Genomic DNA, 24008 nt, shown 5'->3' on the forward strand with positions numbered 1-24008 from the left:
GACGACACGATGCGGTTGCGCTTCTGGACGCTCGGCGCGGCGCTCGCGGCCACGCTGTTCGCGGCTGCGTTCGCAGCCGGCTATGCGAGCCCGTCGACGTCGCCCGCCGGCGCCTTCGACGACGCTAATCGCGGCCGCCCGCTCGCGCCGCTCGGCTCGGAGCGGCAGTGCGAGCGCTACTCGGGCCTGCCCGCGGCGTGGCGCGACGACCCGAAGGCCGGGATGGTGCACCTGAGCGGCGGCGCGTTCGTGTTCGGCAGCACGCGCGGTTATGCGGACGAGCGTCCGGTCGGCGACGGCAGGACGCGCGTCGGCGGCTTCTGGATCGACCAGACCGACGTGACGATCGCGCAGTTCGCCGCCTTCGTGAAGGCGACCGGTTACGTGACCGAAGCCGAGCAGCAGGGCGGCGCGGCGGTGTTTCACGTGCCGACGCGCGACGAGTTGAATGCACGTGACCTCGCGTGGTGGAGCTGGGTGAAGGGCGCGTCGTGGCGGCAGCCGCGCGGCCCGGGCAGCAGCGTCGATGGGCTCGGCAACCTGCCCGTCACGCTCGTCACGCAGCGCGACGCGCTCGCGTATGCGCACTGGCTCGGCCGCGATCTGCCGACCGAAGCCGAATGGGAATACGCGGGCAAGGCTGGCCGCGACGACGCGTCGCTCGATGCCGCGCCGCGCGACGCGCAGGGCAAGCCGGCCGCGAACTACTGGCAGGGTGCGTTCCCGGTGCTCGATACGGCCGAGGACGGCCATGCGGGCCTGGCGCCGGTCGGCTGCTACGCGGCGAACGGCTTTCACCTGTACGACATGATCGGCAACGCGTGGGAATGGACGAAGGACGCGTACACGGGCCCGCATCAGTCGCACACGAACGGCGACACGGCGGCCGTGGCGCCGCCGACACGACGGCACGACACGCCGATGGTGATCAAGGGCGGCTCGTTCCTGTGCTCGCGCGATTACTGCGTGCGCTATCGCGCGTCGTCGCGCGAGCAGCAGGAAGCCGATCTTGGCGCGTCGCATATCGGATTCCGCACGATTCTGAGGGATGCATCGTGAAACGCGTCGCGCATTGCATTGCCGTGTGGCTGGCCGTTGTATGCGGCGCCGCTCATCCAGGTTGGGCTGTTGCCGCGGAAACCATCACGCGCACGGTGCGCGTCGGCGTGACGCACGGCGTGCATGCGGAGATCCTCGACGCGGTGAAGCGCGTCGCCGCCACGCGCGGGCTCGATGTCGACGTCGTCGAATTCGACGACGCGTCGCGCATCGATGCCGCGCTTGCGGACGGCAAGATCGACGCGGCGAGCTTCGAGGATGCACAGCGCCTCGCCGCCACCTGCACGGCGAAAGGCTACGCGCTGAGCGCCGTCGCGCCGACCGTCACGCTGCCGATGGCGCTTTATTCTCGCAAGCTGAGGAGTCTGAACGAACTGCTGCCCGGCGCGACGGTCGCGATCCCGGCCGATCCGCGCGGGATGGCGCGCGCGCTCGTGCTGCTGCAGAACGACACCCTGGTGACGCTGCGCGCGAAGGCCGGCCTGCATGCGACGCTGCGCGACGTGACCGGCAACCGGCTCGCGCTGAAATTCGTTGCGCTGCGTCGCGACCGGCTCCATGCGGCGCTCGACTCGGCCGCGTTCGTCGCGATCGACAGCGACGACGCCACGCGCATGGGCCTGCAACCGGCGCGCGACAGCATCAACCTCGAGGACGCGCGCTCGCCGTATGCGAACGTGCTGACCGTGCGCGACGCCGATCGCACGAAGCCGTGGGTCGCGCAACTCGTCGCGGCGTATCACTCGGACGACGTCGCGCATTTCATCCTGACGCGCTACCAGGACTCGGTGCGGCGGCCGTGGTAGACGACTACCGTCTCGCGTGCAATGCGTGCGGCCGCTACTGCAACAGCGCGCCGACGCTGTCGTTGCGCGAACGGTTCCGACATCGGCATCGCTTCGTCGGCGCACTGACGGTGCCGACCGCCACGTCTGCCACCCGCACGAATGCGCCATGCACCAACGCGTGGCTCGACGCCGTCACGCTCACCGCGTGAGGAAAGCGGCACGCGATGCGTGCCTTACACTTGACGCTCTTTCAATCGTCTCCGACGGAGCGCGCATGTACGCATCGACCTTCATTTTCCGCGCCGGGCAATACGACGACGAATTCCATCGGCTCGACCGGCAGATCGCCGACATGGCGCGTGCGACACCCGGCTATCTCGGCGAGGAAACCTGGGAGAACGCGGAAGCCGGGCTGATCCAGAACGTCTACTACTGGGAATCCGAGGCGGCGCTGCAGCAGCTGATCCAGCACCCCGCGCATCGGGAAGCGAAGGCGAAGCAGGCGCGCTGGCTGGACGGTTATCGCGTGGTGATCTCGCAGGTGCTGCGCGAGTACGGCGACGGCAAGCTCGCGCAACCGCATGCGGGGCAGCCCGCGTGAGTTGAGCGCCGCATCGGCGCGTCGGGCGTTATGCGCGAACCGCAGCGCATCGGCGCACCGCGTCAAAGCGCCTCGACCAGCAACCGGTTGCTCTTTTCGCAGTACTCGTGACACGCGGCGCGCGCGGCGATCGATGCGCCGTGCACGAACTTCGGCGCGTCGGCGCGGCGCGACATCGACACGACGATCGACGGCGGCGACGGCTGCAGCGGCAGCTCGACGACCTCGCCGCTCGCGATCAGCGCATCGACGAACAGCACCGGAATCGCGGCGACGCCGAAGCCGTCGCGCACGAGCTGCACGATCACCGATATCGACGGCGAGCCGGTGATGCGCGTCTCCGACAGCGGCACGCCATGCGCGTGCGCGAGCGTGCGCACGATGTCCTCGAGCGCGCGGTGCGGCGCGGTACCGCGCCCGTAGGTGAGGATCGGCTGGCGCAGCACCTGGCGCGCGAGGCCCGTGCGCGTGGTCGGCAGCAGCCCCGCGCGCGCGATCCAGCGCACCGGATAATTCGCGAGCGCGTCGCAGACGACCGACGCCTCGTCGCTGCCCTCCACCCGAATGATCAGATCGAGCTCGCCGGCCATCAGCCGGCGCTGCAGCACGACGCTGACGTCGACGGTCAGGTCGACCTCCAGTTGCGGATAGTCGGCGGCGAGGCGGCGCAGATAGTGCGGCAGCCAGCTGTGCACGACCGTCTCGATCACGCCGAGCCGCAGCTTGCCGCGCAGCGCGCTTTCGCCGGCCGCGGCGGCCTGCAGCTCGTGCGTCGCCTCGACGACGGCCTTCGCATAGCCGAGCAGATACTCGCCGTTCGGCGTGAGCCGGAACTCGCGGCTGTCGCGATCGACGAGCACGGTCTGCAATTCATCCTCGAGCGCCTTCAGGCGCTGCGAGATCGCTGCCGGCGTCGCGTGCAGCGCGGTGGCCGTCGTGCGGAAGTTGCGCAGCTTCGCGAGCGTGACGAAGGTTTCGAGAAAACGCGTGTTCATGGCGGTCGGCGGGACGGTGGACGCGCAGCATGCCGGTGAAGAAAAATGAACGGGACCGGGGAAAACCCGGAGATGCGTTAAGAAATTCTATACACCGGGCGCAAAAAAACTCGTTGGCAGCCAATTTTTTTCTTTTCTATTCTTCGCCGTAACCGCTGACGCAACTGCGTGAGCCCGACAACATCCCCGATCGCCGACCACCATCATGACGCCTTCCGAATTCCGCCAGTCCGTACGCAGCGGCGCGTTCCGCCAGCCGACCGCCGGCCAGTGCGGCCCGTTCGCGCAAGCGAATCTCGCGATCCTGCCCAACGCGTATGCGCACGATTTCCTGCGCTTTTGTCAGGCGAACCCGAAGGCGTGCCCGCTGCTGGGCGTCGGCGAGCCGGGCGCGTTCCGGCTGGACGTGCTCGGCGAGGATCTCGACATCCGCACCGACGTGCCGAGCTACAACGTCTACCGCGACGGCCGCCTGACCGAGCGGGTCGAATCGCTCGAGGCGCTGTGGCGCGACGATTTCGTCGTATTCGCGATCGGCTGCTCGTTCTCGTTCGAGGACATGCTCGCGCGTGAAGGCATCGCGCTGCGCCATATCGAAGAGGGTCGCAACGTGCCGATGTACCGCACGTCGATCCCGAACCGCCGCGCGGGAATCTTCGGCGGCCAGCTGGTCGTGTCGATGCGGCCGCTGCGCGGCGCGGACGCGATCCGCGCGGTGCAGATCACGAGCCGGTTCCCGGGCGTGCACGGTGCGCCGGTCCATATCGGCCATCCGCTTGAGTTGGGCATCGCCGATCTCGGCACGCCCGATTTCGGCGACGCGGTGACGGTGCGCGACGGCGAGCTGCCGGTGTTCTGGGCGTGCGGCGTGACGCCGCAAACCGCGCTGATGGAAGCGAAGCTGCCGCTCGCGATCGCGCATACGCCCGGCTACATGCTGATGACCGACATCACGAACGCGTCGCTGGCCGTGTTCTGACCGGTCGGCACCCGCGGCCTGTACGGCCGCCGGTCCGGCCCCGCCGCGGCGGCAGACGATTCGCCCGCCCGGCCTCAGCGCGCAGCCGCGGCTGATGAATCGCGACGCACACACGACACGCGCACCACACGCACCACACGCACCACAAGCCCGGCATTGACCGCACATTTCGACAGGAGCTTCACCATGGAAAGCAAGATCCTCGCGGCGCCCGCCGCCGACCCCGCGGGCCCCGCGCGCAACGGCCTGTTCGGATGGTATGCGGACGCGCAGCCGCGCGAGCGCCGCGCGTTCTGGAGCTGCAAGGTCGGCTACATGCTCGACGGGATGGACACGCAGATGCTGTCGTTCGTGATCCCGACGCTCGTCGCGACGTGGGGCATCTCGCTCGCGGATGCCGGCTTCATCGGCACGATGACGCTGCTCGCGTCGGCGCTCGGCGGCTGGCTCGCCGGCATCCTGTCCGACCGGATCGGTCGCGTGCGCACGCTGCAGCTGACCGTGCTGTGGTTCGCGGTGTTCACCGCTTTGTGCGGGCTCGCGCAGAACTACCACCAGCTGCTCGCGGCGCGCGCGCTGATGGGCTTCGGCTTCGGCGGCGAATGGACGGCCGGCGCGGTGCTGATCGGCGAGGTGATCCGCGCGCGCGATCGCGGCAAGGCGGTCGGCCTCGTGCAGTCGGGCTGGGCGATCGGCTGGGGGCTGTCGGCGCTGCTGTATGCGCTGCTGTTCTCGGTGCTGCCGGCCGAACAGGCATGGCGCGCGCTGTTCCTCATCGGCCTCGCGCCGGCGCTGCTGGTGGTCGTGATCCGCCGCTACGTGAAGGAACCGGACGTCTACGAGAAGGAGAAGGCCGCGCAGGCGCAGGTGGCCGGCAGGCCGCGCCTCACGGAAATCTTCGCACCGAAGCTGCTGTCGACGACGCTGCGCGCGGCGCTGCTGACGACCGGCGCACAAGGCGGCTACTACGCGATCACGACCTGGCTGCCGACGTTCCTGAAGACGGAGCGGCACCTGACCGTGATGGGCACGGGCGGCTATCTCGCGACGATCATCGTCGGCTCGTGGGTCGGCTACCTGACGAGCGCCTACCTGACCGACCGCCTCGGCCGCAAGCCGAACTTCATCCTGTTCGCGCTCGGCTCGATGGTGATCGCGTTCGCCTATACGTCGCCGGTGCTGAACCTCACGAACGCGTCGATGCTGTGGCTCGGCTTCCCGCTCGGGTTCTTCGCGTCGGGCATCTTCTCCGGGATGGGCGCGTTCCTCACCGAGCTGTTCCCGACGCGGGTGCGCGGCTCGGGGCAGGGCTTCTGCTACAACGTGGGCCGCGCGGTCGGCGCACTGTTCCCGTTCCTGATCGGCGCGCTGTCGAAGCACTACGGGCTCGGCGCGAGCATCGGCATCTTCGCGGTCGCCGCGTACGGCGTGATGATCGTCGCCGCGCTGACGCTGCCCGAAACCCGCGGCCGCGAACTCGACGCCGCGTAAGCGGGCGCCGGCCCGCCGCCTTACCTCTTCCCTTTGATCGAAGCCCTCACGCGGCGCGCGACGCGCGCCGTGCGGCGGCGCTCGTCCTTCGCCTCAACGACGCATCGAGTTCATCGCCATGACTGACCGACACACTTTCCCCGTTTCCTCCGACGCCGCACGCTGGCAATTCTGGATCGACCGCGGCGGCACCTTCACCGACATCGTCGCGCGCCGGCCCGACGGCTCGCTCGTCACGCACAAGCTGCTGTCGGAGAATCCCGAGCAGTATCGCGATGCGGCCGTGGCCGGCATCCGCCACCTGCTCGGCCTGGCCGACGGCGAGCCGATCACGCCGGAACGCGTCGACATGGTGAAGATGGGCACGACGGTCGCGACCAACGCGCTGCTCGAACGCAAGGGCGAACGCACCGCGCTCGCGACGACGCGCGGCTTTCGCGACGTGCTGCGCATCGCGTACCAGAACCGGCCGCGCCTGTTCGATCTCGACATCGTGTTGCCCGATGCGCTGTACGAGACCGTCGTCGAGGTCGACGAGCGGGTCGGTGCGCACGGCGACGTCGTCGTGCCGCTCGACGTGCAACGCGCGGAAGCCGAGCTGCGCCGAGTGTTCGACTCGGGCGTGCAGGCGCTGGCCATCGTGCTGATCCACGGCTATCGCTACACCGCGCACGAGCGCGCGCTGGCCGAGCTTGCACGCCGGATCGGCTTCACGCAGGTGTCCGTGTCGCACGAGGTGTCGCCGCTGATGAAGATGGTGTCGCGCGGCGACACGACCGTGGTCGACGCGTACCTGTCGCCGATCCTGCGCCGCTACGTCGAGCAGGTCGCGCACGAGATGCCCGGCGTGAACCTGCAGTTCATGCAGAGCAGCGGCGGCCTGACGCGCGCCGATGCGTTCCAGGGCAAGGACGCGATCCTGTCCGGCCCGGCCGGCGGCATCGTCGGGATGGTGCGCGCCGCGCGCGCGGCCGGCTTCGACCGCGTGATCGGCTTCGACATGGGCGGCACGTCGACCGACGTGTCGCACTACAACGGCGAATTCGAGCGCGTGTTCGAGACGCAGGTGGCCGGCGTGCGGATGCGTGCGCCGATGATGAGCATCCACACGGTCGCGGCCGGCGGCGGCTCGGTGCTCGGCTTCGACGGCGCGCGGCTGCGCGTCGGGCCCGAATCGGCCGGCGCGAATCCGGGGCCGGCCGCGTACCGGCGCGGCGGCCCGCTGACCGTGACCGACTGCAACGTGATGCTCGGCAAGATCCAGCCCGATCATTTCCCGCGCGTGTTCGGCCCGCACGCGGACGAACCGCTCGAGCGCGACGGCGTCGCCGCGAAATTCGCGGCGCTCGCCGACGAGATCCACGCCGCGACCGGGCGGCGCGAGACGCCCGAGGCGCTGGCCGAAGGCTTCCTCGAGATCGCGATCGGCAGCATGGCGAACGCGATCAAGAAGATTTCGGTGCAGCGCGGCCACGACGTGTCGCGCTACGTGCTGACGACCTTCGGCGGCGCGGGCGGCCAGCACGCATGCGGCGTGGCCGACGCGCTCGGGATGACGCAGGTGTTCGCGCATCCGCTCGCCGGCGTGCTGTCCGCGTACGGGATGGGCCTCGCCGACCAGACCGCGATGCGCGAGCGCGCGGTGGAGGCGGTGCTGTCCGACGCGTCGCTGCCGGCGCTGAACGCGACGCTCGACCGGCTGACCGACGACGCGGTCGGCGCGCTGCTCGAACAGGGCGTGCCGCCGGAACGCATCGCGACCGAACGGCGCGTGCACCTGCGCTACCAGGGCACCGATTCCGCGCTCGACGTGCCGGCCGGCAGCGTCGCCGCGATGCAGCAGGCGTTCGAAGCCGCGTACCGGCAGCGTTACGCGTTCCTGATGCCCGGCACGCCGCTGGTCGCCGAACTGGCCTCGGTCGAGGCGATCGGCCGCTCCGATGCGCCCGTCGAGATCGCGCCGCTCGCGCCGCGCGACGAGGGCGCGGCGCCGCAGGCCCACAGCGCCGTGCGGTTCCATTCCGGCGGCCAATGGCACGACGCGGCGCTGTACGTGCGCGACACGCTGCTCGCCGGCGACACGATCGACGGCCCGGCGATCGTCGCGGAGCAGAACGGCACGACCGTCGTCGAACCCGGCTGGCGCGCGCGGATGACCGCGCAGGGCAACCTCGTGCTGACGCGCACGACGCCGCTGCCGACGCGCCGCTCGCTCGGCACCGACGCCGATCCGGTGCGGCTCGAGATCTTCAACAACCTGTTCATGTCGATCGCCGAGCAGATGGGGCTGCGGCTGCAGAACACCGCGTACTCGGTGAACATCAAGGAGCGGCTCGACTTCTCGTGCGCGGTCTTCGACGGCGACGGCAACCTGATCGCGAATGCGCCGCACATGCCGGTGCATCTGGGATCGATGGGCGAGAGCATTCGCACGGTGATCGAGCGCAACCGCGGCCGCATGCGCGACGGCGACGTGTTCATGCTGAACGACCCGTATCACGGCGGCACGCACCTGCCCGACGTCACCGTCATCACGCCGGTGTTCGCGGACGGCTCGGACACGCCGCTGTTCTACGTCGGTTCGCGCGGCCATCACGCGGACATCGGCGGCACGACGCCGGGCTCGATGCCGCCCGATTCAAAGCACATCGACGAAGAGGGTGTGCTGATCGACAACTGGCAGCTCGTGTCGGCCGGCGTGCTGCGCGATGCGGACACGCGCGCGCTGCTCGCGTCAGGCCGCTACCCGGCGCGCAACGTCGAGCAGAACATGGCCGACCTGCGCGCGCAGGTCGCCGCGAACCAGAAGGGCGTCGACGAGCTGCGGCGGATGGTCGCCCAGTTCGGCCGCGACGTCGTGCTCGCGTTCATGGGGCACGTGCAGGACAACGCGGAAGAAGCGGTGCGGCGGGTGATCGGCGCGCTGCAGGACGGCGCGTACCGCTATCCGCTCGACAACGGCGCGGAGATTCGCGTCGCGATCCGCGTCGACCGCGCGGCGCGGCGTGCCGAGATCGATTTCACCGGTACGTCCGCGCAGCTCGACAACAACTTCAACGCGCCGAAGGCCGTCTGCATGGCCGCGGTGCTGTACGTGTTCCGTACGCTGGTCGGCGACGACATCCCGTTGAACGCCGGCTGCCTGAAGCCGCTCACCGTGATCGTGCCGGCCCGCTCGATGCTGAACCCCGAGTATCCGGCGGCGGTCGTGTCGGGCAACGTCGAGACGTCGTCGGCGGTCACCAACGCGCTGTACGGCGCGCTCGGCTGCGTCGCGTCGAGCCAGGGGACGATGAATAACTTCACATTCGGTAACGCTCAGTACCAGTACTACGAGACGATCGCGGGCGGCAGCGGCGCGGGTGACGGCTTCGCGGGCGTCGGCGCGGTGCAGACGCACATGACGAACTCGCGGCTGACCGACCCGGAAGTGCTCGAATGGCGCTACCCGGTGCGGGTCGACTCGCACCGGCTGCGCGCGGGCTCCGGCGGCGGCGGGCGCTGGCGCGGCGGCGACGGCGCGGTGCGGCGGATCCGCTTCCTCGAGCCGATGACCGCGTCGATCCTGTCGAACAACCGGATCCATGCGCCGTTCGGTGCGGCGGGCGGCGAGGCCGGCGCGCTCGGCCGCAACACGATCGAGCGGGCCGACGGCACGGTCGAGACGCTCGCGCATATCGGCCGCGCGCAGATGGCGCAGGGCGACGTGTTCGTCGTCGAAACGCCGGGCGGCGGCGGTTACGGCGCGGCGGGCTGAGCGGGCGCCCCGCAACCCGTGCGGAAGCGGTGCGGCGGCGTGCACGCCGCACGGTTTTCGCGCGTGGCGGCGGGGCCGTCGTACCGGTTCCATTCAGGGCGGTGAAACGTCGGTGTGCGCGCCGGCGATATATTCACTTGCATTGATCCGCGCGCTATTGCCACGCGTATGGGAATAAAGACGGGCATTCCCGTCGTAAACGGAAATGGAAATTCCCCGCTTCCGCGCTCGACTCGAGGCGACGCGACCCCTGCGGAACGCCTTGGGGCCGAGCGGTACGGGGCGGCCGGGATTCCCCGCAAACGCCCGTCCGGCGGGGCACTCCGCCGATCCTGCCGCCCCGCTTCGGGACCCTGCGCGCGCCCGCGCCCACCCCGCCAATCACGAAAAAGCCGCCGTGCCAATCGAGTTCCGATTCCTTGACACGCTCTGCCGAATGTGAGTGCCATTCTTGATCGTCATTTGATAAGATGGCTTACACATTCGTTTGGAAAACCTTGCGCGCGAATGCGCAACCGCCGGGTCGCATTGGTTGGAAACAAATACGGAACGAGGGCCGCTGTCACGGCCATCACGACTGCCCCGCCGGATCCGCGCGCTGCGCGTCCGGGAATTGGGGTCAGCCAACTCGCCTCCGTCTACACTGTGCGTTTTTTCTGGATCGGGGCGTGTCCATGGATGACGAAAACGATAGCGCGGTGCTTGAAGCGCACGTCGGTACGCGCAGCCCCTGCTGGCGTCTCGGCAGCGACAGCAATGCGCTCGAGCTGGCGGCCGTCCGCGGCTTGACCAACGTCGCGGTGGCGCTGACCGGCGAGCAGGCCGCGCGAATTCGCGCGCTCACCGGTGTCACGTCGCACCTCGTGCTCGACCTTGCGCTGTTCGGCGACACGGTCACCCTCCATCTGGTCGGCCGCAAGGTCGACACGTCGAACTGGGCCGGCACGGCGTCCGCCTATTCCGATACCGCGTCGGTCGCGACCGACCTCTCGCACGGGCTCGCGTTCGCCGAGCAGGTCGTGTCCGAAGTGAATTCGCTCGTCGTGATCCTCGACCGCAACGGCATGGTGCAGCGCTTCAACCGCCTGTGCGAGGAAGTGACGGGCAAGCGCGAGGTCGACGTGATCGGCCGCAGCGCGTTCGAGCTGTTCATGAGCCCCGAGCAGGGCGCGCAGTCGCGCAGCAACATCACCGGCTTTTTCGCGAGCAACCGTTCGTTCGCGGTCGAGCGCTACATCAACACGGTCAACGGGCCGCGCCTGTTCCAGTTCCGCAACAAGTTCGTGCAGAGCGGCAGCGGCGCCGACGAGCAGTACCTGATCTGCTCGGGCATCGACGTCACCGAGGAGCGCAACGCGCAGCAGCGGCTCACCGAACTCGCGAACACCGACATGCTGACCGGCCTGCCGAACCGCCACGCGATCAGCGAGCGCATCGGCGCCGCGCTGGCCGCGGATCGCACCGACATGCGCGGCCAGGTCGGCATCCTGTTCCTCGATCTCGACAACTTCAAGCGCGTCAACGATCACTACGGGCACATCACCGGCGATCGCCTGCTGCAGGACGTGTCCACGATCATCAGCGGCTGCCTGCCGTCCGGTGCGACGCTCGCGCGGCTCGGCGGCGACGAATTCCTGGTGCTGTTCGAGCACGGCACGCGGCCGCTGCTCGAAGCGACCTCGCAGATCATCCTCGAACGGCTGCGCACGCCGATCCACCTCGGGCTGATGGAGATCTACACGAGCTGCTCGATCGGCATCGCGATGTATCCGCAGCACGGCGATTCGCTCGAAACGCTGATCCGCAGCGCCGACACCGCGATGTACGTCGCGAAGGAAGAGGGCAAGCATACGTACCGCGTGTTCTCGCTGGAGATGAACCAGAAGGTCGCGAAGTACATGTGGCTCGACACGAACCTGCGCAAGGCGCTCGAGGAAGAGCAGTTCGTGCTGCACTACCAGCCGGTCGTCGACCTCGCGAGCGGCGACGTGCGCAGCGTCGAGGCGCTGATCCGCTGGCAGTCGCCCGATCGCGGGCTCGTCGCGCCGATCGAGTTCATCCACTTCGCCGAGGAGTCGGGGCTGATCGCGCCGCTCGGACGCTGGGTGATGCGCACCGCGGCAGCGCAGGCCGCCGCATGGAAGGCGAAGGGGCTCGGCGTGCGGGTCGCGGTGAACGTGTCCGCGCGGCAACTGCAGGACATGAACATCGTCCATCAGTTCGCATCGATTCTCGCCAGCGCGGGGCTGAAGCCGAGCCTCGTCGACATCGAGCTGACGGAAAGCAGCTTCATCGAGGATGAGGAAACGGCGCACGAGCTGATGAAGGAATTCCGCCAGCTCGGCGCGAAGATTCACCTCGACGATTTCGGCACCGGCTATTCGTCGCTGTCGCAACTGTCGCGGCTGCCGCTCGATTCGATCAAGCTCGATCGCAGCTTCATCACGGGCATCGATCGCAATCCGCGCTCGCAGGCGCTGGTGCGCTCGGTCGTGTCGCTCGCGAAGGCGCTGAGTTTCGCGGTCGTCGCCGAAGGCGTCGAGACGCCGGGGGAGGCGGAATTCCTGAAGCAGGTCGACGTCGACCACGCGCAGGGTTTCTACTTCGCGCGGCCGATGCCGGCCCAGGCGTTCGAGGGCTGGCTCGCGGAAACGAGAAAGCTCAGGCTGATCGCCTGAGCCTGCCCCGCATCACGGAGCGCGCCGCCCGCGACGCGGCGGCGCGCTCCATTCACGTCACACCGTGCGCAGCTTCGACACGCGCCGGTTCTGCAGCATCACCAGACGTTCCATGTACGCGAGATCCTTCGGCTCGATCGTGAACGCCGCGTGAACCCATTCCTCGGTGATGTCCATCAGCTCGGAACGCGTGATCTGGAATACGCGGTCGCGTGCGCGCAGCATCGCGCGGATGCCGTTCAGCTTCGGCTTCGTCACGTCGATGAAGGTGCGCGTCGCGAGATACGCGTCGCCCGCGTCGAACGTCTGATCGACCAGCCCGCGATCCTCGTACCACTCGGCCGCATGCGCCTCGCCGGACGAGATCAGCGATTCCGCGAGCCCGCGGTCCGCCTTGCGCGCGACCAGCGAATAGCCGCCCATGCCCGGGAACAGGTTGAACGCGATCTCGGGAAAGCCGAGCTTCGCACCCTTCTGCGCAAGCATGTAGTGGTGCGCGAGGGCGGCCTCGAAGCCGCCGCCCAGCGCGCTGCCCTCGATCATCGCGATCGAGATCGCACCGGTGCCGAAGCCCGTGTAGATCTCGTACACGCCATCGATGCACGAGCGGGCATAGGCCATCAACTGATCGCGGCGGCCGCTGCGGATCGCGTCGACGAAGAAGCTCAGGTCGCCGCCGACGTTGAACAGCTCGGGCACGAGCGAACCCGTCACCCAGAAGTCGAACGGCAGGCCGGAGTCGCGTGCGACGCGCGCGAGATGGATGATGTCGGTGACGAGTTGCTGGTTGAAGCACGGTCGCGGCTCCGATCGCAGCATCATCCACATGATGTTGCGGCCTTCTTCGTAGAACGCGGTGAGTTGCGTGAGTTCACCTGCTTCGTAAAACGGACGGCACGCCGGATGAGATTGGAGTTGCATGGTATGTCCTCGTGAGATGTGGTTTTGCAAAGAGCGCCGCGACCGGCGTCGTGGACAACTGCCCCCGCACGGCGCCGGCCGCGAGGCACCGCCATTGTTGCGCGCACACAAAAGCCGAAATGCGGGGAAAAACGCACGACGGGGACGAGGAGGGGTATCGCGGTCGGTGTGAGGCGTGTGGACTGTGCGAATAGCGGGAGCGATGCGATCGATGCGATCGCTTGGCGGGAGGACGTGGGGGAGGTGAGGCACGGAAGTGTGACGATGCGGCGACAATGAGCGCGCGCATGCCGTTCCGGAGACGTGTGGCGTGTCGGTCGTTTACGCGATGAAAGCGATGCCGCGCCGTCGATCACATCTCATGGAATGTGCGGACTGGTGCCGCGACTGTGCGTCGGTTAGTGTTGGAGGATGACGCTGCCGCTACCGCATGGCGTTGACCCGATGCATGACCGACACGGACGCGAACAATCTGCGGAAGAGGATGGAGTTGCGGCTGCGACGCGACAACGTCGACTGCACGATCACGAACTACGTGGGTACAGCGCTGAAGTTCGCGCTGGCCTACGCGAACGAACAGGAGCGTGACAAGCGCGTCGGCGATCGCATGCTGATGCATCGATCTCGCGACACACACATACGCCCATTCCTGTGCCGGAAACTTGAATGCGTCACAACGTGACATAAAATAAAAGCAGGCATTCGTGCCATCCGGTTTCTACGCCGCAAACGAACCCGGCCGCGCGATACGCGCAGCGTGCCGGACGAATCTTCTATTGAGAAGAACGGAGGATGGCCACAGACCTCGCCGCGACCGACGGCGGGCTATCGCCGCACGATCTCGCGACAATGACGAGGGAAACACGACGATGATGGTTACGTTTCGATCCTCCGCCGCCCCGGACATCGTGATGTTGCGCGATCTTGCAGAGTACCTGCTGGGGCTCGTCGGCAAGGGGCTCGACGTTCGCGGGGTGATTTCCACTGACGAATTGCCGGGCGCGATCGCGCGGCTCGAGCAGGCGATCAAAGATGATGTGGCGCGGGAAAGCGCGCACGAGCGTTCAACGCAGGCGCTGCGCACCGAACTGTCGCCGCATGCACGTGGGCTCGCGCAACGCGCGTGGCCGCTGCTGGACATGATGCGTGCGGCCCACAAACAGGGCCGTCACGTGATGTGGAGTGTGTAGGCGCGCGACGCGCGCCGGCTGCCCGGGAACCAGACCTCCGCTGCAAGGCCGACGGCCTGGCGTCGCAAGACGCCATACCGTCGGCCGATTTTTTTGCGCGGAGCGCTTTCCGCTTACGAATGGTGGTGCGTATGCGAGCGTGCCGAGCGCCGCGATGGGCGGTGCAAGAGCCGGTCGCGTATGCGCTCGCGGCTGCGCTGTTCCGCGAAGAACAGCACCGCGAACATCAGGACCGCGAGCAGCAGGATGGTCGCGACGATACCGTTTTCCATGTCGCCTCCGGTGGGTGGGGAGCGAGAGATGCCACGGCCCGGTGTCAGCCGACCGGCATGGGCATCAAGAGGCCGGCGAGCAGAGGCGCGTCGCGCCGGCCGCGGCCGGCATCGCGCCAGCGTTGAAGCGCTGGGCCAGTGCAATCGCGACCCCGCACGCATCCGCGTCGTTGCGGAACACGTGGTGCGTGGGATCGAGCAGATGCGCGTCGCTCCGGCCGCCGCCGCCATCGCGCCAGCACATCATGACGCGCGGCGGGTACTTCACGCCGAGCGCGAAGCCTTCGCCGGCCACCGGATCGACCCGCACTTCCGCGCGGCTCTCATCTTGATGGTAGGTCACGGAAAGCGGCGACTCCATCCCGATTCCCTTCACGGCACCACCCGTTCCGACCCCGCGCCGCAAACCAGCACGTACGCGTGCCACGTCTCTCGATGAGGGCAGGGCCTCGCACGTACCGCGTGCCGGAGGTCGGGACCTGTAGCCGCCTAGGCTGCAGGTAGCGACCCGGAGCACCGAGTACTACGAGGGCTGGCAAGCACGCGGCGCACGAAGGAGTGCCGCGCCGCGTTCACGTCAGCATCGGCATCGCTTCGATCAGCGCGATCCCGAGCAGCGCGCCGATCGCGGCGCCGACCAGCTTCGGATGCCACCGCTCGAGATGCAACGCGGTGAGCAGCGCGCCAATCAGGATCACGCCCAGCAGCGCGAACGCGATCACGAGATAACCGATTTCGAAATCGTTGTTGATCAGCATGATGTCTCCTTCCCCATGTAGGCGTGTCGAACGTACCGGATCGTCATTCGTTTCGGCGACGTCGCACGCACGCTTTCATTGCCTGGATTATATATCACAACGTGACATAAAAAGCCGCCACACGCGGGGCAGACCGTGAAAGTGCCCCCACGCCCCTGCATCCCACTTGCGGCGCTTCCTCGCGCGCATGTTGCGCCGCGGCGTGGCCGGCCGCCCAGCGGCTTGACGCTCGCGGGCACGTCACCCACACTGAATTGAACGACCGGGCGCGGCGCGCGGATGCGTGCCCGTCGCGTCCCGACATGAACACGAACGCACGGAGAGCTTCGACGTGGTGCGTTTTCCGTTCCGATCGACCGGCCGCCTGCCGGGCCGCGCCGCCGCGCTCGCGGTGGCCGTCGCCGTTGCCGCGCTCGTGCGTCCCGCGTTGGCCGATTCGGGCGACGAAGCGCCCGTCACGCTCGTCAGCGATGTGCACCTATTCGTGATCCAGCACGACGGCTCGCTCGACGAGGAAGACGATTCGACGCTGCGCGCGAACGATGCGAACGGGATCGACGCGATCGCGCAGCGCTACGTCTGGTTCGACAAGAACCTGGAGAAGGTCGACCTGGTCGCGGCGGAAACGATCGATCGCGGCGGCGTCGCGCATCCGGTCGGGCCCGACGGCATCCGCGATGTCCAGGAGCCGCGTTCGGCCGGCGCGCCGACGTTCCAGGACGGCCTGCTGCGCACCGTCGTGTTTCCGGGCGTCGAAGCCGGTTCGAGCACGCGCATCGCGTTCCGCAAGGCGCGCACGAAGCCCGTCAACGCCGGTTACTTCGGCTACTACGTCGAACCGTCGCGCGAGCCGGTGGAGAACCAGCGGCTGATCTTCGACGTGCCGGCGGACATGCCGCTGCGTGCGGACGCGCGCGGCTACGTCGCGCTGCCGCCCGTCACGGCGAACGGCCGCACGCGCTACGAGTTCGCATACCGGCACGGCCCGTACGACCGGATCGAGAGCGGCTCGGTCGGCTATCCGACCTACGGCGACCGGCTCGTGGTGTCCACGCTGCCCGACTATGCGGCGTTCGCCGCGCGCTACCGCAACGCTGCCGTCGATCCGGGCTTGAACGATCCGGCCGTCGTGCAGCTGGCGCGCGCGCTCACCGCCGACGTCGCCGATCCGCACGACAAGGCGCGTCGCCTGTACGACTGGGTGCAGGCGAACGTGCGTTACGTCGCGATTTTTCTCGGCGAGACGGCCGCCGCGCCGCATCGCGTGACGGATATCCTGCGCAACCGCTACGGCGACTGCAAGGACCACGTCGCGCTGTTCGGCGCGTTGCTCGCGGCGGTCGGCATCCGCAGCGAACCGGTGCTGATCAACCTCGGCTCCGTGTACGCGCTGCCCTCCGTGCCCGGCTACGGCGCGGGCGCGATCAACCACGCAATCACGTGGCTGCCCGGTCTCGGCCTCTACGCGGACACCACGACGAGCGGCATCGCGTTCGGCTACCTGCCGCCGATCGTGATGGACCGGCCGGCGCTGCTCGTCGACACCGGCGTGCTGTCGCGTACGCCGGCCACGCAGCCGAAGCGCCGCACCGCGCGCGTCGAGATCGATGCGGCGCAACCGGGCGCCGCGCGGTTTCACGCGCTCGTCGTGGACGACGGCTGGACCGCGGAGCTCGAACGCACGCTGTTTCGCCGCGCGCCGCCCGAGCGCGTGCGGCAGCTCGCAAACGAACGGCTGAGGCAAAGCGGCTTGCGGGGCCGCGCACGGATCTCGACCGGCGATCGCCGCGCGACGGACGGGCCGTTCGACGTGACGTACGACGGCACGCTCGATCACGTCGTGTGGCCGGACGGCACGACCGCCGTGCCCGCGCTGTCGAGCATCACGGGCGGTATCGCGACGCAGGTCGAGGGGTGGCTGGCCGAACCGGTGCGCACGCAGCCGTGGGTATGTCTCGGCGGCACGTTCGACGAGACCGGCGAAATCGCGCTGCCGGCCGGCGTCGCGGTGACCGACCTGCCGACCGATACGGCCGTGCACGACCGCTTCGTCGACTTCACGTCGCATTACGTATTCGATGCGGCCGCGCACGTCATTCAAGTCACGCGCCGGCTGACGGCGACGTTCGGCCGGCAGGTCTGCACGCCTGAAGAGTTCACGGCGCTGCGCGCATCGCTTGAACGTATCGAGCGCGACACGCAGGCGCAGATCGTCGTGCGGGCAAGGCAACGTTGAACGCCGGGCGCGGCGCATGCGGCGCTCGGCACGATCGGACGCGCGGCCGAACTCGGCCGACGCGCGGGAGACGGACATGACGAAGCGGGAAGACGAGATCGCCGACCTGTCGAAGGAATTGCTGGGCCGGATCGTGCAGGGCGCGATGATGAGCGGCGCGCCGGTGGATGCGCAACAGTGCGCGGCGCTGGCCGTGCGCTGCGCGACAGCGCTGGTCGATCGGCTGGAAGCACGCAGCGGCTGAGCGGAGTCGTCGCAGGTGAAGCCGGGGCGACTCGACAGGCGTTCGCCCGGGCCCGCGTTGTGCGTGACGCGTTACACGTCGGCGTGCGTGTCGCCTTCCGCGCGCACCGCGCCCGGCGGCCGCCCGACCACGCGCTTGAACGCGCGGCTGAACGCGGCGAGCGACCCGTAGCCGAGCCGGTACGCCACGGCCTCGATCGTCTCGCGGTCGCGTGCGATCCATTGCGCGGCGAGCCGCATCCGCAGCTCGGTCAGGTAGCGCACGGGCGTCATCCCGGTGGCCGCGAGAAAGCGCTCCGCGAACACCGAGCGCGATACGCCCGCTTCGGCGGCCAGTTCCGACACGCTCCAGTTGCGCCCCGGATCGCGATGCAGCGCGACGATCGCGCGGCCGAGCTTCGGCTCGCGCAGCGCCTGCACCCAGCCCGTCGCATCGCCGCATCCGCACTCGACCCAGCCGCGCACGATGAACGCGGCGACCACGTCCGCGAGCCGCGCGAGGATGCCCGCGAAGCCCGCGCGTTCGGCGCACGATTCGCGCTCCATCGCGTCGAGCATCGGGCGGATTTCCGGATAGCGCGCGAGCAGCGTGCCGACGTGCATGAACTCCGGCATCGTCCCGACGAGCGGCTGCATGCCGCCGAGATCGAGCTCCATGCACGCGCTGAAGATCAGCGCGTCGCCGGCGGCCGGCTCCGCCGCGGCGCACGACGTCGCTGCCACCGACGCGACCGTGTCGCAGATCTTCGCGACTTCGAACCCGCCGATCTCGCGGCACGGCGCATCCGGATCGGACACCAGCGCATGCGTGCCGCCGTGCGGCAGCAGGATCGCGTCGCCGGCCTCGAGCCGCACCGTCGTGCCGCCCGCATCGCGCAGCAGCACGGGCCCGCGCCCGACGAAATGGAACTGCGCGCGGCCCGGCGCATGGCCGAAGCTCAGCCCGAACGGCCGCGGCACCTGGATCCGGCGGTACTGCACGCCGCTCAGGCGCATGCCCAGCAGCAACTCGCTGACGAGGTCGTGCACGTCGGGCACGTCGGGAAGCAGGGGCTCGGCCATTTTGAGATTCGGACGATCGATCAATAAGAACGGATTGTATGTCATAGACCGTCCTGCCGTGGTTCCCTACGATAGGCCGTCATCAGTATTTTCCCTATCCCACTCGGAACGACGCATGAATCCCGGAATCTCCTCTGCCGCCGCCTCGGCGGCTCCCCGCGCCCCGGCCTGGGGTGCCGTCTTCGCGATGACGCTCGGCGTGTTCGGCCTCGTCACCGCCGAATTCCTGCCCGCGAGTCTGCTCACGCCGATGGCCGACAGCCTCGGCGTGACCGAAGGCGTGGCCGGCCAGGCCGTCACGGCCACCGCGACCGTCGCGCTCGTCACGAGCCTGCTGATCTCCGCGCTGACGCGCACGATCGACCGCCGGCGTGTGCTGCTCGCGTTCTCCGTGCTGCTCGTCGCCTCGAATCTCGCGGTCGCGTTCGCGCCCGACCTGACGACGTTGCTGATCGGCCGCGTCGTGCTCGGCGTCGCGCTCGGCGGCTTCTGGACGATGGCGACGGCCACCGCGATGCGGCTCGTGCCGACCGCGATGGTGCCGCGCGCGCTGTCGATCATCTTCAGCGGCGTGGCGGTCGCGACGATCGCGTCGGCGCCGATGGGCAGCTACTTCGGGCACCTGATCGGCTGGCGCAACGTGTTCCTGATCGCGGCCGGGCTCGGCGGCGTCGCGTTCGTGTCGCAGGTGATGACGCTGCCGTCGATGCCGCCGAGCGGCACGACGCGGCTGCGCACGCTCGTCGACGTGCTGCGCCGGCCGACCGTCGGCCTCGGGATGTTCGCGACGATCCTCGTGTTCACCGGCCATTTCGCGTTCTTCACGTATCTGCGGCCGTTCCTCGAACAGGTCGCCGGCGTCGGCGTGAACGGGCTGTCGGCGATCCTGCTCGGCTACGGGATCGCGAACTTCGTCGGCACGTCGCTCGCGGGCCGCGTGCTCGAACACCGGCTGCGGCCGATGCTGATCGGGATGCCGGCGCTGATGGTCGTGCTCGGCATCGCGCTCGTCGCGCTCGGCCGCGCGCCGATGATCGACGCGGTGCTCGTCGCGTTGTGGGGGATGGCGTTCGGCGGCGTGCCGGTTGCCTGGTCGACGTGGGTCACGCGCACCGTGCCCGATGAAGCCGAGAGCGCGGGCGGGCTGATCGTCGCGGCGATCCAGCTCGCGATCGCGACGGGCGCGGCGGCCGGCGGCGTCGTGTTCGACGCGAACGGCGCGGGCGGTGTGTTCCTGAGCGCGGCCGCGGTGCTGGCCGTCGCGGTCGCGACAATCGTGACCGGCGTGCCGAAGCGGGTTGGCGTCGCACGGGCGCTGGCCGAGTGACGGATCGCAGCGGGCCGCCGCGCGCGATCGCGCGCCGGCCCGCTGCTAGTTGCAATGCGCGCCGCGGGAATGGCGGCGCGGCACCTGAAGCGTGGGGACGGCGATTGCGTCGGATGTAATCGTCCGCAGTCCGCTGTTCGCCCCATGCACCGGCTAGCCGCCTTGCTTCACCACTGCCGCAAGCGCCTTCATCGCCTGCAGGTAAGGGTAGGGCCCGTGACTGATGCGCGCGACGCCGTATTCCGCGAGTTCGGCGAGCGTCGGCGTTTCGGCCACGCGCATGATGTTCACGGGCAGCGGCGACGCGGCGGTCAGCGCGCGAATCAGCGCCGGCGAGCGCAGGCCCGGCACGAACAGGCCGTCGGCGCCCGCCGCCGCGTACGCGCGTGCGCGGGTCAGCACGTCGTCCAGAAGCCGTTCGTCGTGCGTGTCGGCCGCGGCCGTGAAGAACACGTCGGTGCGCGCGTTGAGGAAGTAGCCGATGTCCGCGCGATCGGCCGCCTGCCGGGCCGCCGCAAGACGCGCGGCCGCGTCGTCGACGGTGCGCAGTTCGCCCGTCGCCGGAAAGCTGTCCTCCAGATTGCAGCCGATCGCGCCGGCCTCGATGCTGCGTGCGATCGTGTCGGCCACGTCCTCCAGCCGCTCGCCGTACCCGCTTTCCAGATCGACGGTGACGGGCAGGTCGGTCGCTTGCGCGATCCGCGCGAGCACTTCCATCACGTGCGCTTTCGGCATCTGCTCGCCGTCGGCGAACCCGTTGGCGACCGCGACCGACCAGCTGCCCGTCGCCAGCGCGAGCCCACCCGCGTCGGCCACCGTGCGCGCGCTGCCGGCGTCCCACACGTTGAACAGCGCGAGCGGCTCGCCCGCGCGATGAAGCGAACGGAAATACGCGGCTTTTTCCTTGTTATTGCGACTCATGCTCGTCCCTCCGGTTGAAATGCCGATCGGTGATCGTATCGAACGATACGTCGATGGTGTCGAGCGCCGCGAGAAAATCGCGCGCGTCGAACAGTTCGCCCAGGCTGCGTACGCCGCCCGACGTCAGTGTACGGCCGCTCAGCAGGCGAACTGTCGCCTCGACGATGATCGGGGCGCTCACCGCATAGATGTCGCGTCCCGACGCGCTCGCGCGATGCGTGATGCCGTTCTGGACGACGATGGCGTCCATCACGAATTGCTGCGCCGAGCGGCCGAGCGCGTCGACCGGTTCAGGCGGCGGCGTGCCGGCATCGCGGATATCGCGCAGCGCGAGCGTCGCGAGCCAGGACTCGATCGTATCGATGCGCAGATGACGCGCGAGCGTCATCACTTCCGAGAACGGCAGCAGCGTCACGTCGACGTCGCCGAGCGGCGATGGAAACGGCCAGCGGCGCTCGCGTGCCGTCGTCGGCACCGCGGTCGGCTTGCCGTCCTTCTGCATCAGCCGGGTCGCGTGATTGCGCTCGCCGGTCACGCGCGTGCCGCGCGTCGGATGCCAGCTGTCGAGGCCCGTCGCGACGTCGACGCGCTCGATCGGCCGCTGCGGGTCGACCACGGCCGTCACGAGCAGGTCGGCGAGGCCGCCGTAGAACGCGGCGGCCGGCACCAGCGTCACGCCGACGGCGCGGGCACGGGCGTCGCGCTGCTCGGTCAGCGTCTGAACGGACGGCTGCTCGGCCGTCAGATCGAGATACGGGATACCGGCGCGCAACGCCGCGTCGGCGAGCGGCAGCGCGGTATCGAGGTAGGGGCCCGCGCAGTTGATCACCGCGTGCGCGCCGCGCAAGGCGGCGTCGAGCGCGGCCGGCTCGTCTGCCGACGCGACGCGCCACGGCGCCGCGTCGTTGCCGCCTTGCGCGAGCCGCGCGGCATCGCGCCCGATGCGCATTGCGCCGAGGCCGCGCCGTTCCAGTTCGGCGACGACAAACCGCCCGGTGTGACCCGTGGCGCCATACACTGCAACCGTCATTCGGCTATTCATGATCCACTCCGATACAGACCGGTTTGTTTTATAGTACAGACCTGTAGCGTCGTCAACCCCGCGGTGCTATCATCGGATGCACTTTTGCGGGACAGGCGGCCGTCGGCGGCCGGGCTTCGATGAAACAGGAAACACAGACGAAGGGGAGCGCGCCCGATACGCGCGAGCGCATTCTGCAAACCGCCAGCGCGCTGTTCTATCGGGAAGGGACGCGTGCGGTGGGCGTGGATCTGATCGTCGCGCAGGCGGGCGTCGCGAAGACGAGCCTGTATCGGCATTTCGCGACGAAGGACGACCTGATCGAGGCGTTTCTGCTGCGCGAGGATGCGGATTTCTGGGCGCACTGGGACGCGGTGGCCGCGCGCTACCGGCGCACGCCGCGCGAGGAACTGGATGCGCAATTGCAGTGGATCGGCGAGCGCATCGAGCGGCCCGGTTATCGCGGCTGTCCGCAGATCAACATCGCCGCGGAGTATGCGGACGGCAATCATCCGGCCCGCAAGGTCGCCGTCGCGCACAAGCAGGAATTGCGGCGCCGGCTGACGGAACTGGCGAGCGCGATCGGGATCGACGAACCGCAGACTTACGCGCTGCGGCTCGCGACCGTCATCGACGGTGCGCTCAGCAGCGGGCACGCACTGCACGCGCACGGCCCCGTGCGCTTCCTGCAGGAATTCGCGCAACTGCTGATGCCGACGAAGGGCACGAAGTGAAGCACGGGCCGTGCCGTGCCGCGCGCGGCTTCACCCACGCGTAGCCGGATCCTCCGACAGCGTGCGCAACTGATCGCGCAACACATCGACTTCTCCCGCCGCGAACGGCTGTTCGATCTCGGCGTGCGTCTGCTGCCACAGCGGGAACGCGTCGGCCAGCAGCCGATGGCCGGCCGGCGTGAGTTCGAGCAGACGACTGCGCTTGTCGTCCGGATCCTGCACGATCGTGACCAGCCCGCGCCGCTCGAGCGGTTTCAACGCGGCGGTCAGCGTGGTGCGATCCATCGCGAGCAGCGACGCGACCGATTTCATCGCGGCCGGTTTCGGCCGGTTCAGCGACATCAATAGCGAAAACTGGCCGTTGGTGAGATCCAGCGGACGCAGCACATCGTCGAAGATGCGCGCGAGATTGCGCGCCGCGCGCTGCATGTGCAGGCACAGGCAGCAATCGCGCACCATCAGCGTCGTTTCGAAAGGAAGCTTTTCATTGCGTGCCATGTTGCAATTGTGTTGATATCAACCTATCTTGTCAAGGGCGAGGAGCGGCAGCCCGCCGTTCCCGCGATCGGACGGAGGAAGCATGAGTGCTCAACAGCAGTTGTATCTCGCGGTTTTCCTCGGCAGCAAGGAGAGCCCGGCCATGAAGGCGTGGATGGCGCTACCGGAGGAGGAGCGGCGCACGCGGGAGAAGGAAGGGATCGCCGCGTGGCATGCGTGGGTCGACCGGCATCGCGACGCGATCGTCGAGCTCGGCGGGCCGCTCGGCAAGACCAAGTCCATCGGCAAGGGCGGCATCACCGACACCGCCAATGCGCTGAGCGGCTTTACCGTCGTGCGCGCCGCATCGCACGATGCTGCTGCCGCGCTGTTCGAAGGCCATCCGCATTTCACGCTGTTCCCCGGCGACACGATCGAGGTGATGCCGGTGCTCGCGGTGCCCGGTATGTAAACGATGAATTGATGAACCATGCGCCG

General features: G+C 68.7%; 23 protein-coding genes and 1 pseudogene. 15 read left to right on the top strand and 9 right to left on the bottom strand.

Annotated features, from left to right (window positions below; all coding sequences use genetic code 11):
- Positions 1–9: 9 nt before the first annotated feature.
- The 4 genes and pseudogenes from BAMB_RS26365 to BAMB_RS26380 all read left to right on the top strand — a co-directional run bounded on the left by BAMB_RS26365 (position 10) and on the right by BAMB_RS26380 (position 2448).
- Entirely contained in the window at positions 10–1059 is a 1050-nt protein-coding gene (locus BAMB_RS26365) for a formylglycine-generating enzyme family protein (RefSeq protein ID WP_011660200.1), read from the top strand.
- Positions 1056–1865 (top strand): MetQ/NlpA family lipoprotein, encoded by an 810-nt coding sequence (locus BAMB_RS26370; RefSeq protein WP_011660201.1) that lies wholly within the window; start codon positions 1056–1058, stop codon positions 1863–1865. The genes BAMB_RS26365 and BAMB_RS26370 overlap by 4 nt, the downstream gene beginning before the upstream one ends.
- Positions 1772–1978, top strand: a pseudogene (locus BAMB_RS36005) (flagellin N-methylase); the annotation flags it as partial. The gene BAMB_RS26370 and the pseudogene BAMB_RS36005, both read left to right, overlap by 94 nt.
- 143 nt (positions 1979–2121) lie before the next feature.
- Positions 2122–2448: an antibiotic biosynthesis monooxygenase family protein gene (locus tag BAMB_RS26380; RefSeq protein ID WP_011660203.1), complete on the top strand. Its 327-nt coding sequence runs from the start codon at positions 2122–2124 to the stop codon at positions 2446–2448.
- A gap of 62 nt (positions 2449–2510) precedes the next feature.
- On the opposite strand, the gene BAMB_RS26385 is transcribed toward BAMB_RS26380, so the two are convergent.
- On the bottom strand, positions 2511–3443 hold the full coding sequence (locus BAMB_RS26385; RefSeq protein WP_006749637.1) for a LysR family transcriptional regulator: 933 nt from the start codon (positions 3441–3443) through the stop codon (positions 2511–2513).
- 205 nt (positions 3444–3648) lie between these two features.
- Between BAMB_RS26385 and BAMB_RS26390 the strand changes: the two genes are divergently transcribed.
- From BAMB_RS26390 to pdeR, 4 genes are all read left to right on the top strand, one after another.
- A complete protein-coding gene (locus BAMB_RS26390; RefSeq protein WP_011660204.1) occupies positions 3649–4422 on the top strand; it encodes a putative hydro-lyase in 774 nt (257 codons plus the stop codon).
- A gap of 186 nt (positions 4423–4608) precedes the next feature.
- Entirely contained in the window at positions 4609–5913 is a 1305-nt protein-coding gene (locus BAMB_RS26395; protein WP_011660205.1) for an MFS transporter, read from the top strand.
- 118 nt (positions 5914–6031) lie between these two features.
- On the top strand, positions 6032–9670 hold the full coding sequence (locus tag BAMB_RS26400; RefSeq protein ID WP_011660206.1) for a hydantoinase B/oxoprolinase family protein: 3639 nt from the start codon (positions 6032–6034) through the stop codon (positions 9668–9670).
- 674 nt (positions 9671–10344) lie between these two features.
- Positions 10345–12348, top strand: coding sequence for a cyclic di-GMP phosphodiesterase (pdeR, locus tag BAMB_RS26405; RefSeq protein WP_011660207.1), 2004 nt, complete (start codon positions 10345–10347; stop codon positions 12346–12348).
- Positions 12349–12405: 57 nt separating this feature from the next.
- On the opposite strand, the gene BAMB_RS26410 is transcribed toward pdeR, so the two are convergent.
- On the bottom strand, positions 12406–13269 hold the full coding sequence (locus BAMB_RS26410; protein WP_011660208.1) for a crotonase/enoyl-CoA hydratase family protein: 864 nt from the start codon (positions 13267–13269) through the stop codon (positions 12406–12408).
- A gap of 448 nt (positions 13270–13717) precedes the next feature.
- On the opposite strand from BAMB_RS26410, the gene BAMB_RS26415 reads away from it, so the two are divergent.
- Together BAMB_RS26415 and BAMB_RS26420 are read left to right on the top strand one after the other, a co-directional pair.
- The gene (locus tag BAMB_RS26415) at positions 13718–13951 is read left to right on the top strand and encodes a hypothetical protein (protein WP_063823469.1); all 234 of its coding nucleotides are present in this window, start codon (positions 13718–13720) and stop codon (positions 13949–13951) included.
- Positions 13952–14138: 187 nt separating this feature from the next.
- Positions 14139–14459, top strand: coding sequence for a DUF1840 domain-containing protein (locus tag BAMB_RS26420; protein WP_011660210.1), 321 nt, complete (start codon positions 14139–14141; stop codon positions 14457–14459).
- Between the two features lie 113 nt (positions 14460–14572).
- Here the strand turns inward: BAMB_RS26420 and BAMB_RS35580 are convergent, their stop codons facing one another.
- The 3 genes from BAMB_RS35580 to BAMB_RS26430 form a co-directional block, all read right to left on the bottom strand.
- Positions 14573–14731: a hypothetical protein gene (locus BAMB_RS35580; RefSeq protein WP_006749645.1), complete on the bottom strand. Its 159-nt coding sequence runs from the start codon at positions 14729–14731 to the stop codon at positions 14573–14575.
- A gap of 64 nt (positions 14732–14795) precedes the next feature.
- Entirely contained in the window at positions 14796–15074 is a 279-nt protein-coding gene (locus BAMB_RS26425) for a hypothetical protein (RefSeq protein ID WP_227739345.1), read from the bottom strand.
- Between the two features lie 229 nt (positions 15075–15303).
- On the bottom strand, positions 15304–15489 hold the full coding sequence (locus BAMB_RS26430) for a hypothetical protein (RefSeq protein ID WP_006749647.1): 186 nt from the start codon (positions 15487–15489) through the stop codon (positions 15304–15306).
- Between the two features lie 331 nt (positions 15490–15820).
- Between BAMB_RS26430 and BAMB_RS26435 the strand changes: the two genes are divergently transcribed.
- Both BAMB_RS26435 and BAMB_RS26440 read left to right on the top strand, forming a co-directional pair.
- On the top strand, positions 15821–17725 hold the full coding sequence (locus BAMB_RS26435) for a DUF3857 domain-containing transglutaminase family protein (RefSeq protein ID WP_011660212.1): 1905 nt from the start codon (positions 15821–15823) through the stop codon (positions 17723–17725).
- Positions 17726–17801: 76 nt separating this feature from the next.
- Positions 17802–17969 (top strand): hypothetical protein, encoded by a 168-nt coding sequence (locus tag BAMB_RS26440; RefSeq protein WP_006749649.1) that lies wholly within the window; start codon positions 17802–17804, stop codon positions 17967–17969.
- Between the two features lie 71 nt (positions 17970–18040).
- Here the strand turns inward: BAMB_RS26440 and BAMB_RS26445 are convergent, their stop codons facing one another.
- The gene (locus BAMB_RS26445) at positions 18041–19075 is read right to left on the bottom strand and encodes an AraC family transcriptional regulator (protein WP_011660213.1); all 1035 of its coding nucleotides are present in this window, start codon (positions 19073–19075) and stop codon (positions 18041–18043) included.
- 70 nt (positions 19076–19145) lie between these two features.
- On the opposite strand from BAMB_RS26445, the gene BAMB_RS26450 reads away from it, so the two are divergent.
- Positions 19146–20357 (top strand): MFS transporter, encoded by a 1212-nt coding sequence (locus tag BAMB_RS26450; protein ID WP_041491588.1) that lies wholly within the window; start codon positions 19146–19148, stop codon positions 20355–20357.
- A 153-nt stretch (positions 20358–20510) separates the two neighbouring features.
- Here the strand turns inward: BAMB_RS26450 and BAMB_RS26455 are convergent, their stop codons facing one another.
- Together BAMB_RS26455 and BAMB_RS26460 are read right to left on the bottom strand one after the other, a co-directional pair.
- A complete protein-coding gene (locus BAMB_RS26455; protein WP_011660215.1) occupies positions 20511–21278 on the bottom strand; it encodes an isocitrate lyase/PEP mutase family protein in 768 nt (255 codons plus the stop codon).
- A complete protein-coding gene (locus tag BAMB_RS26460; RefSeq protein ID WP_011660216.1) occupies positions 21265–22320 on the bottom strand; it encodes a saccharopine dehydrogenase family protein in 1056 nt (351 codons plus the stop codon). The genes BAMB_RS26455 and BAMB_RS26460 overlap by 14 nt, the downstream gene beginning before the upstream one ends.
- A gap of 119 nt (positions 22321–22439) precedes the next feature.
- On the opposite strand from BAMB_RS26460, the gene BAMB_RS26465 reads away from it, so the two are divergent.
- The gene (locus BAMB_RS26465; protein ID WP_011660217.1) at positions 22440–23033 is read left to right on the top strand and encodes a TetR/AcrR family transcriptional regulator; all 594 of its coding nucleotides are present in this window, start codon (positions 22440–22442) and stop codon (positions 23031–23033) included.
- A gap of 30 nt (positions 23034–23063) precedes the next feature.
- Here BAMB_RS26465 and BAMB_RS26470 read toward each other — a convergent pair whose 3' ends face one another.
- On the bottom strand, positions 23064–23531 hold the full coding sequence (locus BAMB_RS26470; protein ID WP_011660218.1) for a MarR family winged helix-turn-helix transcriptional regulator: 468 nt from the start codon (positions 23529–23531) through the stop codon (positions 23064–23066).
- 82 nt (positions 23532–23613) lie between these two features.
- Between BAMB_RS26470 and BAMB_RS26475 the strand changes: the two genes are divergently transcribed.
- Complete coding sequence (locus BAMB_RS26475) at positions 23614–23982, top strand: YciI family protein (RefSeq protein ID WP_011660219.1); 369 nt, start codon at positions 23614–23616, stop codon at positions 23980–23982.
- The last annotated feature ends 26 nt before the right edge of the window (positions 23983–24008 follow it).

The sequence above is a fragment of the Burkholderia ambifaria AMMD genome, assembly GCF_000203915.1.
Classification (GTDB): domain Bacteria; phylum Pseudomonadota; class Gammaproteobacteria; order Burkholderiales; family Burkholderiaceae; genus Burkholderia; species Burkholderia ambifaria.